This is a genomic window from Actimicrobium antarcticum, from assembly GCF_039536745.1.
Classification (GTDB): domain Bacteria; phylum Pseudomonadota; class Gammaproteobacteria; order Burkholderiales; family Burkholderiaceae_D; genus Actimicrobium; species Actimicrobium antarcticum.
The window spans coordinates 13,271-27,006 of the sequence record NZ_BAAAZE010000010.1; the positions used below are offsets into that span (position 1 = coordinate 13,271).

Below are 13,736 nucleotides of genomic sequence, written 5' to 3' on the forward strand. Positions count from 1 at the left end.
CAACCATGACACGCTCAATCGACTCAACCAGCAAGATCCCGGTCGCCATCATCGGCTCGGGCAATATTGGCACCGACCTGATGATCAAGGTACTGCGCTACTCGAAGCACCTGACTATGGGGGCGATGGTCGGCATCGACGCCGCGTCCGATGGCCTGGCGCGCGCCGCGCGACTGGGCGTGCCGGTCACGGCGGACGGGATCGACGGATTGCTGGCCTTGCCCAATTTTTCGGACATCCGTATCGCCTTCGACGCCACTTCGGCCGGCGCGCACGCAAAACACAATGCGCTGTTGCAGCAGCATGGCGTACGCGTGATCGACCTGACACCGGCCGCGATCGGGCCGTACGTCGTGCCGGTCGTGAACCTCGACCAGCATATCGAAGCGACCAATATCAACATGGTCACTTGCGGTGGCCAGGCCACGATCCCGATGGTGTTTGCGGTCTCGCGCGTGGCACCGGTCGTGTATGCCGAAATCGTCGCGTCGATCGCCAGCAAATCGGCCGGCCCCGGCACCCGCGCCAACATCGATGAATTTACCGAAACCACGTCCCGCGCCATCGTCGACGTCGGCGGTGCCCAGTTCGGCAAAGCCATCATCGTGCTCAACCCGGCAGAGCCGCCGCTGATGATGCGCGATACCGTCTACTGCATGACCGACCTCGATGCGGATCAGGATGCGATCCGCGCTTCGGTGCGCGCCATGGCCGACAGTGTCGCGGCCTATGTGCCGGGCTACCGCCTGAAACAGGAAGTGCAGTTCGAGCGCTTCGATGCCGACCATGCACTGAACCTGCCGGGCATCGGTCGCCGGGCCGGGACCAAGGTCTCGATTTTCCTCGAAGTCGAAGGCGCGGCCCATTACCTGCCTGCGTATGCCGGCAATCTCGACATCATGACCAGTGCGGCCATCGCCGCTGCCGAACGTATCGCCAGCACGCTGATGCTCGCAGCCCATCACGGCTGACCGCACCCGCCATCCGAAAAAGGACTCACCATGTTTGACAAGCAAAAGAAAATTTACGTCTCCGACGTCACGCTGCGCGACGGCATGCACGCGATCCGCCACCAGTATTCGTTGCCGCAGGTCGTGCAGATCGCCCGCGCACTCGATGATGCAAAAGTCGACAGCATCGAAGTCGCCCATGGCGACGGCTTGCAGGGATCGAGTTTCAATTATGGCTTCGGCGCGCATACCGATCTCGAATGGATCGCAGCGGTCGCCGATGTACTCAAGCACGCCAAACTGGCCACGCTGCTGTTACCCGGCATCGGCACCATTCACGACCTCAACAATGCCTACGCAGCGGGTGCCCGCATCGTGCGCGTGGCCACCCATTGCACCGAAGCCGATATCTCGCGCCAGCACATCGAACACGCGCGCGAACTGGGCATGGAGGCGGTCGGCTTCCTGATGATGAGCCACATGACCACCCCGGAAAAACTGGCGCAGCAGGCCAAAATGATGGAAAGCTACGGCGCCCAGTGCGTCTACGTGGTGGACTCCGGCGGTGCAATGAATATGTACGACATCGCCGAGCGCTTCAAGGCTTTCAAGGATGTCCTCAAGCCCGAGACCATGACCGGCATGCATGCGCACCACAACCTGTCGCTGGGCGTGGCCAATTCCATCGTGGCGCTCGAGCACGGTTGCGACCGCATCGATGCCAGCCTGACCGGCATGGGTGCAGGTGCCGGCAACGCGCCGCTGGAAGTGTTCATTGCCGCCGTTGACCGGATGGGACTGACCCACGGTTGCGACGTCAGGATGCTGATCGACGCGGCCGAAGATATCGTGCGGCCGATGCAGGAACGTCCGGTACGGGTGGACCGCGAAACGCTGGCGCTGGGCTATGCCGGCGTGTACTCCAGCTTCCTGCGCCATACCGAAACGGCGGCAAAAAAATATGACTTGCCGGCTTTCGACATCCTGGTCGAACTGGGCAAGCGTCGCATGGTCGGTGGTCAGGAAGACATGATCGTCGACGTCGCGCTCGACATGCTGAAAACGCGGGCAGCCGGCTAATCCAGGCTGGTGCATCAATAAGCCGCATGTAACTAGCCACACGTAACAAGCCGCATAAACCACGCAGCACCATCGTCGCTACCGCTGCGATGGCGACTGCAACACCGCGGCTGCATCACACAAAAATACAAGAGGAGACCATGGATTTTTTGACTGCTGCGATTCTGGCGCAGGATGGCATCACGTCCGGCGCGATCTACGCATTGCTCGGGCTGGCGCTGGTGCTGGTGTTTTCCGTCACGCGGATTATTTTCCTGCCACAGGGCGAATTCGTCGTGTTCGGCGCACTGACCATCGCGACACTGGAGGCCGGTCGCATGCCGTTGACGGCATGGCTGCTGGTGATCCTGGGCGCGCTGACGTTCCTGTCCGAACTGACATCGGGCCGGCGCGGTGCACTGCGGCGGCCGCGGTACAAGATCCATCTTGCGCTGCAGTTTATCGCCTACCCGGTCATGATCCTGCTGCTGACGCGTTTTGCCGGCACGCAGGCATGGCCGCTGCTGGCCCAGGCCGCGCTGACGCTGGCGATGGTCATTCCGATGGGGCCAATGCTGTATCGACTGGTCTACAAACCGATGGAAAACGCCTCGGTACTGGTACTGCTGATCGCCTCCGTGGCGCTGCATTTCGTGCTGGTGGGTGTTGCCCTGGTGATGTTCGGTGCCGAAGGGTTTCGCACCGCCGCGTTTATCGAGACGCCGCTTTCACTCGATGACATGACGATCTCCGGCCAGAGCCTGCTGGTGCTGGCGGTAGCGATGGCGCTCATCGTCGGACTGTACCTGTACTTCGAACGTTCGCTCTCCGGCAAGGCCTTGCGGGCGACCGCCATCAACGCCCTCGGCGCGCGCCTGGTCGGCATCAGTACCAGCCAGGCCGGCAGCCTGGCGGTCACGCTGACGGTGGCGATCGGTACGCTGTGCGGCATCCTGATCGTGCCACTGACGACGATTTATTACGACTCGGGTTTCCTGATCGGCCTGAAGGGATTCGTCGCGGCGATCTTCGGTGGACTGACCAGTTATCCGATTGCCGCAGCCGGTGCGCTGCTGGTCGGTTTGCTCGAAAGCTTTTCGTCATTCTGGGCCAGCGCATTTAAGGAAGTGATCGTCTTCACCCTGATCATTCCGGTCCTGCTGTGGCGTTCTTTACTATCACCCCACGGCGGTGATGATGAATAAGGACATCGCCATGACTTCGCAAAACAATCCACAGAAAAAATTCCTGATCGCGTTTCTGGTCGTCGTTGCACTGCTGCCAGCGTTACCGATTCCCGAGTACTGGATCACGTTGCTCAACTATATCGGCCTGGCCGCGCTTGCCACGCTCGGGCTGGTGCTGCTGACCGGGGTCGGCGGCATGACTTCGTTCGGACAGGCCGCCTTCGTTGGCGTGGGTGCGTACACGACGGCATACCTGACCACGCAACTGGGTGCGTCACCCTGGATCGCCTTGCTGGCGGGACTGCTCATCACGGCCATTGCCGCGCTGGCCATCGGCATGATCTCGATGCGCCTGTCCGGTCACTACCTGCCCCTGGGGACGATCGCCTGGGGACTGGCGCTGTACTTCCTGTTCGGAAATTTCGAATTTCTTGGCAAATACGACGGCATCAACGACATTCCGGCACTGACACTGGCCGGCATCTCGCTGCAATCCAGCCGTGCCATGTACTGCCTGATCTGGGCCATCCTGATGGTGGCGATATTGTCAGTGACGAATGTGTTGCGCTCCCGCCCGGGCCGCGCCATGCGCGCCCTGAAAAGCGGCAAGCTGATGCCCGAAGCCATGGGCGTCGATACAGCCTGGCTGAAGGTCATGATGTTTGTCTACGCGGCCTTGCTTGCCTGCGTGTCGGGCTGGCTGTATGCGCATTTGCAGCGGGCGGTCAATCCAACCCCGTTCGGCATCAACATCGGCATCGAATACCTGTTCATGGCAGTGGTGGGCGGCGCCGGATATGTGTGGGGCGCGATCCTCGGCGCCACCGTATTCACGGTACTCAAGGACGTTCTGCAGAGCGTCTTGCCGAAGCTGCTGGGTGCCAGCGGCAACTTTGAAATCATCGTGTTCGGCATCTTGCTGCTGCTGTTGTTGCGCCATGCGCGCGATGGTCTCTGGCCGCTGTTGCGCGGGTTGTTTCCGGCAGCGCCGCCAGTGCATGCGCCTGATTCGGCAGAGGCCTTGCCGCAACGTGTCAAACCCCAAGCCGGTGCATTGATCCTGCAGGTCGACAGCGCCCGCAAGCAGTTCGGCGGGCTGGTCGCCGTCAATAACGTCAGCTTCGATGTCCGCGCCGGCGAAATCATCGGCCTGATCGGTCCCAATGGCGCCGGCAAGTCGACCACCTTCAACCTGGTCACTGGCGTCTTGCCTGTGACCAGCGGCGAGGTGCGTTTTTGTGGCGAATCGATTTCCGGGCTGGCGTCCAGGGAGATCGTCAAGCGCGGCATCGCCCGCACCTTCCAGCATGTGCATCTGGTGGCCGGCATGTCGGTGCTCGAAAACGTCGCCATTGGCGGCCATCTGCGCAGCGACTTCCGGCCGCAGGGCGGCATCATCGCCAGCATGCTATGCCTGAACCGTAACGAAGAAGCCAAGCTGCTGCACGAAGCCAAGCGCCAGCTGATCCGGGTCGGGCTGGGCGATAGATTGCATGACGATGCCAGCAGTCTGGCACTGGGCCAGCAGCGCATCCTGGAAGTGGCGCGTGCCTTGTGCTGCGACCCGTCGCTGCTGTTGCTCGACGAACCAGCGGCCGGCCTGCGCTACCAGGAAAAGGAAGCCCTCGCCGGCTTGCTGCGCAAACTGCGCAGCGAAGGCATGAGCATCCTGCTGGTCGAACACGACATGGACTTTGTGATGCACCTCACCGACCGACTGGTGGTGATGGAGTTCGGCACGAAGATTTCGGAAGGAACGCCGCAGCATGTGCAGAACGATCCGGTGGTACTGGAAGCGTATCTGGGCGGCGTGGATTAGGAGATGACAATGACCACGACACCCATACTCGAACTGAACCAGTTGCGCGTCTGTTACGGCAAAGTGGAAGCACTGCACGGTTGCACCCTGAACGTCAGCGCCGGCCAGATCGTCACCGTCATCGGTCCGAATGGCGCCGGCAAAAGCACCATGCTCAACGCCATCATGGGCTCGTTGCCGGCCAGCGGTTCGGTCGATGGCAGCGTCACGTTTCTGGGCAGTGACGTCAGCGCCTACGCAACCGAAGAACGGGTCGCGCTGGGCATGTGCCTGGTACCGGAAACCCGCGAACTATTCACCACCATGAGCGTGGCAGACAACCTGCAGCTCGGCGCCTACCGCCGCAAAAAAGCCGGCGAAAAAAATTACATGGACCAGCTGGAAACCGTCTTCACGCTGTTCCCGCGCCTGAAGGAACGCCGCACGCAAGCCGCCGGCACGCTCTCGGGTGGCGAGCGGCAGATGCTGGCAGTCGGGCGAGCATTGATGGGCAAGCCGCAATTGCTGATGCTGGATGAACCCAGCCTCGGCCTGGCCCCGTTAATTACGAAAGAAATTTTTCGCATCATCAGTCAGCTGCGCCTGACCGGTGTCGCCACCCTGCTGATCGAGCAGAATGCCCGGGCCGCCTTGCAGGTCGCCGATGTCGGCTATGTGCTGGAAACCGGTGACGTGGTATTGGGCGGCGATGCCGCCGACCTGGCGGTCAATCCCAAAGTGATCGAAACGTATCTGGGGCTGGGGCATGGTGCAGCGCAGGCTGCTGCTGCGGGCGCGCTGATCGTTTAATGGTGATGTTTGCTTTGCGTGCAGGCAGGCTATACCGGCGAGGTAATTGGATTGCGTGCAATACGATTACGCATGATTCGTTCAGGTAACGTCATTTCGCGCACGCCACCGGCCACGGCGACGCGCGTTTGCCTGGCCGGTTTTGGCAGAGCATGTTGTGTCAGGTTTTTTCGAATCCCACCAACGCCGGTTTTTGTGTCTGAGCAAATCGTTTGACACGCCTTGCGCTATTTGCCGGGTCGCTACCTGGCTGATGGCGTCCTGTCTCAACACGTGTCGACTCAACCCGTCTTGCTTCAGCATTCCCGAGCTTGAACACGGCAACCGCCTCGACCATCTGGAGTGCATTGTCCTTGAGGGTTTCTGCCGCCGCGGCGCTCTCTTCAACCAGCGCAGCATTCTGCTGGGTCACTCTGTCCATCTGCGTGATGGCTTCGCCTACCTGCGAAACCCCTGTGCTTTGTTCGATGCTGGCCGAACTGATCTCGCTCATGATGTCGGTGACACGCTGAATCGACTGAACCACATCGGTCATCGTCTCGCGGGCGCGTCCGACCAGCACGGTTCCTTGTTCGACACGGTGAACGCTGGCGGCGATCAGGCTCTTGATTTCTTTGGCGGCTTCCGCGCTGCGGCCGGCAAGGCTGCGCACTTCGGTGGCCACGACCGCGAACCCCCGTCCTTGCTCGCCAGCACGCGCAGCTTCGACGGCGGCATTCAGTGCAAGTATGTTGGTCTGGAATGCAATGCCGTCGATCACGCCGATGATTTCGGAGATCCTCTTGCTGCTGTCGTCGATGGCTTTCATGGTGGTGACGACCTCACTGATCACGTCGCCACCCTTGACCGCTACTGTCGACGCACCCCGCGCCAGTTGATTCGCCTGGTTCGCGTTTTCGGCATTTTGACTGACCGTGGAGTTGAGTTGTTCCATGGATGCGGCGGTTTCCTCCAGTGCACTGGCCTGTTCCTCGGTGCGCTGACTGAGGTCGGCATTACCCGATGCGATCTGCGCCGAGCCGGTCGCAATGCTTTCGCTGCTGACTCTGACCCTGGCAACGATGCCTTCCAGACTCTGGCTCATGCGACTGAGCGCGCCCATCAATTTCGACACTTCGTCATTGCCAGCCACATCGATGCGTTGCGTCAGATCGCCAGCGGCAACTGCTTCGGCAATACCTACCGCCTTGTTGATCGGCCGGGTGATTGCACGTGTGACCAGCACGCCGGACACGCTTGCAAAAACAAGGGTGAGCAGGCAAGCGACTATCATCAGATTGCGCCGTGACGCGTAAGCAGACTCGGCCTGCTCCATCAATTTTTCCGACGACTTGGCAACGATGTCCAGATACTCATCCGAGGCTTGGTCAAGTGCGGCCAGCAAGGGTCGGCACTCGTCGTTAATTTTGGTGATGGCTTCTTCCTTCTTGCCCTTCAACGCCAGATCGACAATGCCCAGTGCCACCGGGCTGTACAGCGCCTCGACCCGGTTCATCTCGACTACGCGCTTTTTACCCTCTTCGTTAATATGCGTGGCCTTGGCCAGCATGTCGTTGAGCCGGGTCAGGCTGCTGCCAACCTGCTGGTGGGCGCGCGTGACTTTATCTTTCTCGAGTGCGAGGTCGGCAGGCTTGACGGCCAGTACCAGATTGCGCACGGCGATAGCGCGTGCATCAACTGCCGTTCGCAAAGCCTCAGCCATCTGACCCCGCGCAAGCAGCCCATGCACGTAGTCGTCGAAGTGGGCATTGGCGTCAGCCAGCGACTTCAGAGATACCCCGGATACCACCAGAACCATCAAGGCAAGTCCGGCAAAAGTTACGGCAAGTCGTGTACGAATCAGCATAGTGTCAGGCCTCAGGTTATGGAGGGCATGGGCGTTTCATGACGCCATAGCTCCCGTATCAGAAATTATTTTTTGTATTCGGGACTTAGTTGCCAAGACCCATATCGTTGCGTTACAGCGAACACTTATTTGCTGGTACTCGTAGTACTGACAGGTAAAAAGCAACGCATCGATTCCGGGTACCCGACGCGATGCGCACTGTTTGAACCATGCCAGAAATTGAAACTAATGGTTACTTTTTCAGACTTTCCAGCTACTTTTTGTTGCTTTTATGCACTCTTGCGAAAGTTCACGTAAGGGTTTGCGGATGCTGCTGCCAGCGGGCCAAGGCTGCACCGTCAGTCAAGACAAGAAGGACACTGGATCTGGTTTTGCTCTCGATGCGATCTGCAATGAAGCGCGCACACAAAGCCCGTTCAACTGCATACTCCACGCGCACCACGCCACCACAAACCAACCGCTACCCGTGCTGCGGCATCCTGCTACTTGCTTCCCCGGACGACACTGCCCATGACTGAACCTGCACCGCCCCAACCGCATCACTCGCAGGACGAGACCTGATGCGTTTGCCGGCCACCAACCGACGCGCGTTCATCCCGCTGCTGCTGGCGCAATTTCTCAGCGCGCTGGGCGACAATGCGTTGCTGGTCGCGGCCATCGGCCTGCTGTCCGAGAACGCAGCGCCGGCCTGGATGACGCCGGCGCTGCGGATTTGCTTCTATCTGGCATTCGTCCTGCTCGGAGTATTCGCGGGCGCCTTCGCCGATGCCTTCGCCAAGTCGCGCATCGTCACCGTCACCAACCTCATCAAGCTGGCCGGCTGCGCGCTGCTGCTTGTCGGCGTGCATCCGCTGCTGGCCTATGCGCTGGTTGGCATGGGCGCGTCGGCGTATGCCCCGGCCCGATACGGGATGTTGAGTGAACTGCTGCCGAATGCAGAACTGGTGCTCGCCAATGCGTGGATCGAAGTGTCCGGCATGTTCTCGATTCTGGCTGGGGTGGCGCTGGGGGGATTACTGGTGGTGCCCACGCTTCAGATCGCTGGACTTGGCACGCCGGCGCGCTCAGCGTGCGCCGGCATTGCTGGCGTCTATGCGCTCGCCTCGCTGGCCGCACTCGCGATCCCGCGTGGCACTGCGTGCGATCCGCTGGCACTGGCCCATCCCGGCGCGATGCTCAGGAACTTCATTCGCAGCAGTCGCATCCTGTGGCGCGACCAGCGGGCAAGCCAGGCGATGGCGGTGACCAGCGTATTCTGGGCGATCGCCGCCGCACTCCAGTTCCTGGTCTTGCGCTGGGCCGAGACGGTGCTGCATCTTCCCCTGTCGCAAGCGGCGTTATTGCAGTGCGCCCTCGCGCTGGGCATCGTTGGCGGTGCGGTGGCAGCCGCCCGATTGGTACCACTGGCGGCGGCTACCGCGACAGTGCCAGCAGGTCTTGGCATCGGAGTACTGATCATCGCGATGCAACTGGTGTCGACGCCGTGGGCTGGCACCGTCATTCTGGTGCTTATCGGGATCCTGGCCGGACTCCTGCTGGTGCCCATGAATGCCCTGCTCCAAACGCGCGGCAGCCGCATTTTGCAGCCCGGACAGTCGATTGCCGTGCAAAATTTTTACGAGAATCTGGCAGCGCTGGCGGTGCTTGCGCTGTATGGCGGGCTGACGATGGCTGGGATCTCGCTGAACGCGATGGTCACCGGATTCGGCGCGGTAATTCTGTGTGCAACCGGTGTGATGATGCGCGGTGCAAAACGGCGGTGACACCGGAGCGGTCAACGCCAGCGTTCAATTTCCCAGAAAGTGCTTGCGATAGCGCGGTGCCAGGTCGTCGAAACGCAGCATCATCGGCAAGTCTGCGGTATTGAATGCCAGATCCAGCGCCGGTGGGCCCAGCAGACGCGCGCCGCAGCGCAGGTATCCCTTGATCAATGGCGGTATGTTGATTGCGGTGGCGCTGTCGGCAGCGTCCTGAACTAACCCATCATCGTGCGACAGCGACAGCGGCAGCGGCGTACGCGGCGCCACCTGCCATTGTGGCGCGACCAGGTGATCGCTCCGCAATCGGCGCCACAGATCGGCGGCATTGCGACCGCCGTCGCACAGTCCCACGCTGGCGCATCCGATCATGGTGTCGAGCCGGTGCGACAGCATGTACTGCCCCAGCGCGCCCCACATTGCCATGATCACTCCGCCTGCGCGCCAGCCCGGGTCAACGCAGGAGCGGCCCAGCTCCACGGCATTGATGCGCAACTGCGCGAGCGGACTCAGGTCGAATTCGGTGTCGGTATAAAACCCCCCGGCGCGGCGCGCTGCATGTGGCGGCATCACGCGATAAGTCCCGATCAGCGGGCCGTGATTGCCGTTCTCTTCCGACACTGCGCGTACCAGCAGATGGTCGCAGTAGGGATCGAAGCGGTCGGCATCCAGCCCATGATCCGACGCCAGCGACGGCACCAGGCGCGCGCCCATTTCCTGCACGAAGACGCGGTAGCGCAAACGCTGCGCTGCCTGCACATCAGCTTCGCACTCGGCCCAGCGCACCTCGAATTTCCAGGCGCCCTGTCTGACAGGCTCGGCAAGTGACTCCTGCGCCCCGGTCCACAAGCGCTGGCCCGTACTGCAGCTATTGCTTTCCATGACCATGGCTATGCCCCTAATTGGATGGCGGATAGTGCGAAATCAGATGCTGCTGGCGACGATAAAGAGCACGCAAGGCAACCAGCCCGATCGGCTTGACACCCCTGCGCCGCATCGCATCGCCAATCGCAAAAAGAACGCGCTGTTTGGCGAAGATCATGCGAAAGCCATCGATCACGCCGATGTCGGGGTCCCAGGCCTGGATCGCTTCCGAGCCGGCACCATTGATTTCAATGATCGAGAAACCGCGACCGGCGCATAGCTCGTGCAGATGATCGAAGCGCACATCGAAGCGGCCACAATAGAACTCCGGCATGTCACGCGCGATCGCGTCGATGGCGGCACTCAATGATGGCGTAATGCAGGATGCGCCGTTGCGATACAGACCGCCGACACGCGTCGAGCCGATCGTCGCCAGTCGCACGACTGCACCGGCGGCGGGGATCTCGTTGATTGAAAACTGGCCAGCATGTTGCGACGATCTCGTCAGCCGCCGGGCACGCGGATCGACCGCGATCAGTTCGCCGATCGTGTGCAGACCGTCACCGATCACGCGCGGAAAGTAGCGCAACGCCAGGCCAATAATGCGTGCATCGCCGGACTCCGGATCGCGTGCATAAAAAATCCCGGCCTCGCCTTCCTGCGATAAATACCGCTGCAACACCACGGTTTCATGCGGCGGAAACGCCGCAAGATACGCCAGTAGCTGCGCCAGATTGTCCAGCCGTTGCACACCGTAGCCGCATAGTCCGAGATCCGGTTTTGCGATGATGGGAAACGACAATCCGGCCACCTGCAGGGTTGCCAGCAGCGCCACACTGTCCGGCAACGTGGCGGTAGACACCGCGCAAAAATCCGCCGTCGCGGCACGCGCGACAGGTCCCATATGGTTGAAATATTCCAGCTTCCCTTCGCCCACCAGTCCGCCGGAGGTAATCGCCGGATTCGCCGCCGATGGCAGCGTCGCGCTGCGGTAACGCAGCGTGAGCCAGATCCATTGCACGGCGAGTGGAATGCAGATCAGCCATTTGGGCATGCGCTCGAGAGTGCTGCAGCGGGTTGCATCTGATGACGATGCCGCATCGGGAGCGTGATGGTATGCCTGCGCGTCATCGGCCCGGATCGCCGGATTCGATTCCGGCGGCATCACGCAGGCTCCCGCTTGCGCTGGGCGATCAGGCCGACCGCAGCGATACGGTCGACGTGGGCATACACCGGGCGCTCGATTTCTTCTCCGAACACATCGGGATCGATTTCGCCATACGACCAGTCGCAACCGGCCGCATCCAGCACCGGACCGATTTCGGCGAGGAACGGATCGTCACCCTCGACAATCGCGACGCCGGTATACAGCAACAGCCGGCCACCCAATGCCAGCCGCGCAATCGCCTCGGTCGCCATCCGCACGCTGAGCGCACGACCCAGTCGGGCACCGCCATGCCGATAAGCGCGCTGCGCATCGTCGTCGAGATAGGGCGGGTTGCAGACGATGAGATCGAACCTGCCGTTGAGGCACGAGAGCGCATCGCCGAGGGCTATATTGACCGCGATGCCGGCGATGTCGGCATTCACCAGGGCATAGCGCAAGGCGAGCGGGTTGATATCGTTCATCGTCACCGCCAGCGGGATGTTGGCGGCACTCAGCGCGCGTACCGCGATCAGTGCACCCGCCCCGCTACCGCAACCGACATCGAGGATGTGCATCGGTGTGCCCGCAACCAGCGACAACGCCGGCTCAATCCAGCCCGCGGAAATGGCAAGCGCCTGACGTATGAAACGCGCGAACCGATAGGTGTCCGGCCCGAAAAAAACCGCATTGTCCTGCGTAGTCGGATAGGCGGAATGGACGAACAGATCGTCGCCAATGCTGGAGATGCGCACCAGACTGCGCAGCAGTTCGCCATCCACTGCCAGAACGCCAGCCTGGTCCATCAGGTCCAGCATCGACTGCTCGATGGCCGTCGCCGCAAACGGCATGCTCCACCCAAAAATATCGCGCCAGCTCGTGGCGTTTTGTTGCGCGCGGTTTGCCAGCACACGTTGATGCGTGAACGGCGACGGTGTAATGAATCGGTAGCCGGTGGAAGCGACCTCGCGCAGCAGACGGCTCAGCGCTGCCGACCGGATCAGACCGGGCGCGGGCGTCGAAAGCGGGCGCGCTGCCACGGCAGACTGCGGCACCGATGTCGTAGTCAGCAAGAGCGCACCAGATGACGTTCGGCCAATGGCTGCAACACCGACGCCGGCTCGCAGCCATGCAAGTCGTCCAGCTCAAGCTGGTAGCGATTGAAACAGCGTTCGCCGCACAGCAGTCGCATCATCGCGCCTTCGGCAATGTACTGCGCGCAGGACGGATCGGCATCGACCAGCGGCCGGATGATTTCACGTATCCAGGCCTTGGCGTGCGAGACATCGAGTGCCGCATGCAAGTCGAAATAGGCGCGCGCACGACCATCCAGGCCGAGCCGACGCATGCCATTGGAAATTTTTTTGACGCGCAGCGGCGCAGTGAGTTCGATGGCGCCCAGCGCACCGATCGCGTGATACGTGTAGCGACGCGTCATCGCCAGCCCGATCATGGTGTTGCTCAGTGCCAGCGACTCCCACACCGTGGCGTCGAGCGATGGCTGCAGGCCGAGTTCCTGCACCATGCGCTCCAGCATGTGGCCGTGCATCGCACTCTGTTTGCCGTGTCCCATTTCATCCCAGTAATTACGCGCACATTCCAGCTTGGCACGCACCGGAAGCTTAACCTGCGTCATCGCGACCAGATCGTCGAAACCCGCTTCGCCAGCCACTTCCTGGGTCAGGAACCAGCGCATCTGCGACATCGTCGCCGCATCGGCCAGCCAGTCAAACAGCGGGTGCTGCTGGCCCGGTCCGATGTGCAGCAACGCCTCGAACCAGTCGGCAAATCCGTCGGTATCGCGCCAGTCCGTGCACATCATCGGCACGACCGTGGCGCGCAGTTCCTCCAGATAATGTCCTTCTGCCAGCCGGTAACCGAGGTCGTTGTGCAATGCGTCCTGCCATCCGGCGCTGGGGCTATCGAGGGCGATCCGACTGACATTGAAATGGGCGAGATTGCGGTGGAACGCATCCTGGTACGACGAGGTGAGTGTGATTGACATGGTGGTTGCTTCTCATGGTGTGCGAGCAATCGGCTTGCAAATGCATTTGGCCGGGCGATGATCGACATGGGCGCACTTTGCCAAGGTGGGCGGCGCGGTTCCGTCCGGCCATCAAATTGGCATGTGTACCGTCGGCAGTTGCCAATCAAGAACCCAGCTTGCCCAATCCTGTTCATCGAGTATGTACGTCGCCACACACAACCTGCGTTTTCGATACCGACCGTGCGCAGCATCAAGCTCGGGAGAAATTTTTCAGTTCATGTCTTTCCGAGCCACGCTGGATCAGGAGTCGACATTGCGGATTTTTTAGACATGA

At 61.2% G+C, this 13,736-nt stretch carries 11 protein-coding genes; 6 read left to right on the forward strand and 5 right to left on the reverse strand.

All coding sequences use genetic code 11. From position 1 onward, the window contains the following. Positions 1-5 precede the first annotated feature (5 nt). The 5 genes from ABD720_RS13070 (at position 6) to ABD720_RS13090 (ending at position 5,804) form a co-directional block, all read left to right on the forward strand. Positions 6-971 (forward strand): acetaldehyde dehydrogenase (acetylating), encoded by a 966-nt coding sequence (locus ABD720_RS13070; protein WP_344763777.1) that lies wholly within the window; start codon positions 6-8, stop codon positions 969-971. A 30-nt stretch (positions 972-1,001) separates the two neighbouring features. Continuing rightward, entirely contained in the window at positions 1,002-2,030 is a 1,029-nt protein-coding gene (dmpG, locus tag ABD720_RS13075; RefSeq protein WP_344763778.1) for a 4-hydroxy-2-oxovalerate aldolase, read from the forward strand. 140 nt (positions 2,031-2,170) lie between these two features. After that, a complete protein-coding gene (locus ABD720_RS13080; protein WP_344763779.1) occupies positions 2,171-3,214 on the forward strand; it encodes a branched-chain amino acid ABC transporter permease in 1,044 nt (347 codons plus the stop codon). A gap of 10 nt (positions 3,215-3,224) precedes the next feature. After that, the gene (locus ABD720_RS13085) at positions 3,225-5,015 is read left to right on the forward strand and encodes a branched-chain amino acid ABC transporter ATP-binding protein/permease (RefSeq protein ID WP_344763780.1); all 1,791 of its coding nucleotides are present in this window, start codon (positions 3,225-3,227) and stop codon (positions 5,013-5,015) included. A 3-nt stretch (positions 5,016-5,018) separates the two neighbouring features. Beyond that, positions 5,019-5,804: an ABC transporter ATP-binding protein gene (locus ABD720_RS13090; protein ID WP_344763781.1), complete on the forward strand. Its 786-nt coding sequence runs from the start codon at positions 5,019-5,021 to the stop codon at positions 5,802-5,804. A gap of 160 nt (positions 5,805-5,964) precedes the next feature. On the opposite strand, the gene ABD720_RS13095 is transcribed toward ABD720_RS13090, so the two are convergent. Beyond that, positions 5,965-7,650, reverse strand: a complete 1,686-nt coding sequence (locus tag ABD720_RS13095; protein WP_344763782.1) for a methyl-accepting chemotaxis protein — start codon at positions 7,648-7,650, stop codon at positions 5,965-5,967. Between the two features lie 560 nt (positions 7,651-8,210). On the opposite strand from ABD720_RS13095, the gene lplT reads away from it, so the two are divergent. Then, entirely contained in the window at positions 8,211-9,413 is a 1,203-nt protein-coding gene (lplT, locus tag ABD720_RS13100; protein WP_344763783.1) for a lysophospholipid transporter LplT, read from the forward strand. Between the two features lie 24 nt (positions 9,414-9,437). On the opposite strand, the gene ABD720_RS13105 is transcribed toward lplT, so the two are convergent. From ABD720_RS13105 to ABD720_RS13120, 4 genes are read right to left on the reverse strand one after another with little or no spacing between them, the layout of a single operon-like run. Beyond that, positions 9,438-10,295 carry a GNAT family N-acetyltransferase gene (locus ABD720_RS13105; RefSeq protein ID WP_344763784.1) on the reverse strand — a complete coding sequence of 286 codons (858 nt, stop codon included), beginning with the start codon at positions 10,293-10,295 and terminating at the stop codon, positions 9,438-9,440. A gap of 10 nt (positions 10,296-10,305) precedes the next feature. Continuing rightward, positions 10,306-11,436: a hypothetical protein gene (locus ABD720_RS13110; protein ID WP_344763785.1), complete on the reverse strand. Its 1,131-nt coding sequence runs from the start codon at positions 11,434-11,436 to the stop codon at positions 10,306-10,308. Further along, the gene (locus ABD720_RS13115; RefSeq protein WP_344763786.1) at positions 11,436-12,488 is read right to left on the reverse strand and encodes a methyltransferase; all 1,053 of its coding nucleotides are present in this window, start codon (positions 12,486-12,488) and stop codon (positions 11,436-11,438) included. Before ABD720_RS13115 ends, ABD720_RS13110 begins: the two co-directional genes overlap by 1 nt. Continuing rightward, a complete protein-coding gene (locus tag ABD720_RS13120) occupies positions 12,482-13,420 on the reverse strand; it encodes an iron-containing redox enzyme family protein (RefSeq protein WP_344763787.1) in 939 nt (312 codons plus the stop codon). The genes ABD720_RS13115 and ABD720_RS13120 overlap by 7 nt, the downstream gene beginning before the upstream one ends. Positions 13,421-13,736 lie beyond the last annotated feature (316 nt).

Excerpts from the sequence above, each read along its gene's own strand:
- ABD720_RS13110 (WP_344763785.1), bottom strand. The coding sequence starts at position 11,436 with ATGCCGCCGGAATCGAATCCGGCGATCCGGGCCGATGACGCGCAGGCA.
- dmpG (WP_344763778.1), top strand. The coding sequence starts at position 1,002 with ATGTTTGACAAGCAAAAGAAAATTTACGTCTCCGACGTCACGCTGCGC.
- ABD720_RS13095 (WP_344763782.1), bottom strand. The coding sequence starts at position 7,650 with ATGCTGATTCGTACACGACTTGCCGTAACTTTTGCCGGACTTGCCTTG.
- ABD720_RS13080 (WP_344763779.1), top strand. The coding sequence starts at position 2,171 with ATGGATTTTTTGACTGCTGCGATTCTGGCGCAGGATGGCATCACGTCC.
- ABD720_RS13085 (WP_344763780.1), top strand. The coding sequence starts at position 3,225 with ATGACTTCGCAAAACAATCCACAGAAAAAATTCCTGATCGCGTTTCTG.
- ABD720_RS13090 (WP_344763781.1), top strand. The coding sequence starts at position 5,019 with ATGACAATGACCACGACACCCATACTCGAACTGAACCAGTTGCGCGTC.
- lplT (WP_344763783.1), top strand. The coding sequence starts at position 8,211 with ATGCGTTTGCCGGCCACCAACCGACGCGCGTTCATCCCGCTGCTGCTG.
- ABD720_RS13105 (WP_344763784.1), bottom strand. The coding sequence starts at position 10,295 with ATGGTCATGGAAAGCAATAGCTGCAGTACGGGCCAGCGCTTGTGGACC.
- ABD720_RS13120 (WP_344763787.1), bottom strand. The coding sequence starts at position 13,420 with ATGTCAATCACACTCACCTCGTCGTACCAGGATGCGTTCCACCGCAAT.
- ABD720_RS13070 (WP_344763777.1), top strand. The coding sequence starts at position 6 with ATGACACGCTCAATCGACTCAACCAGCAAGATCCCGGTCGCCATCATC.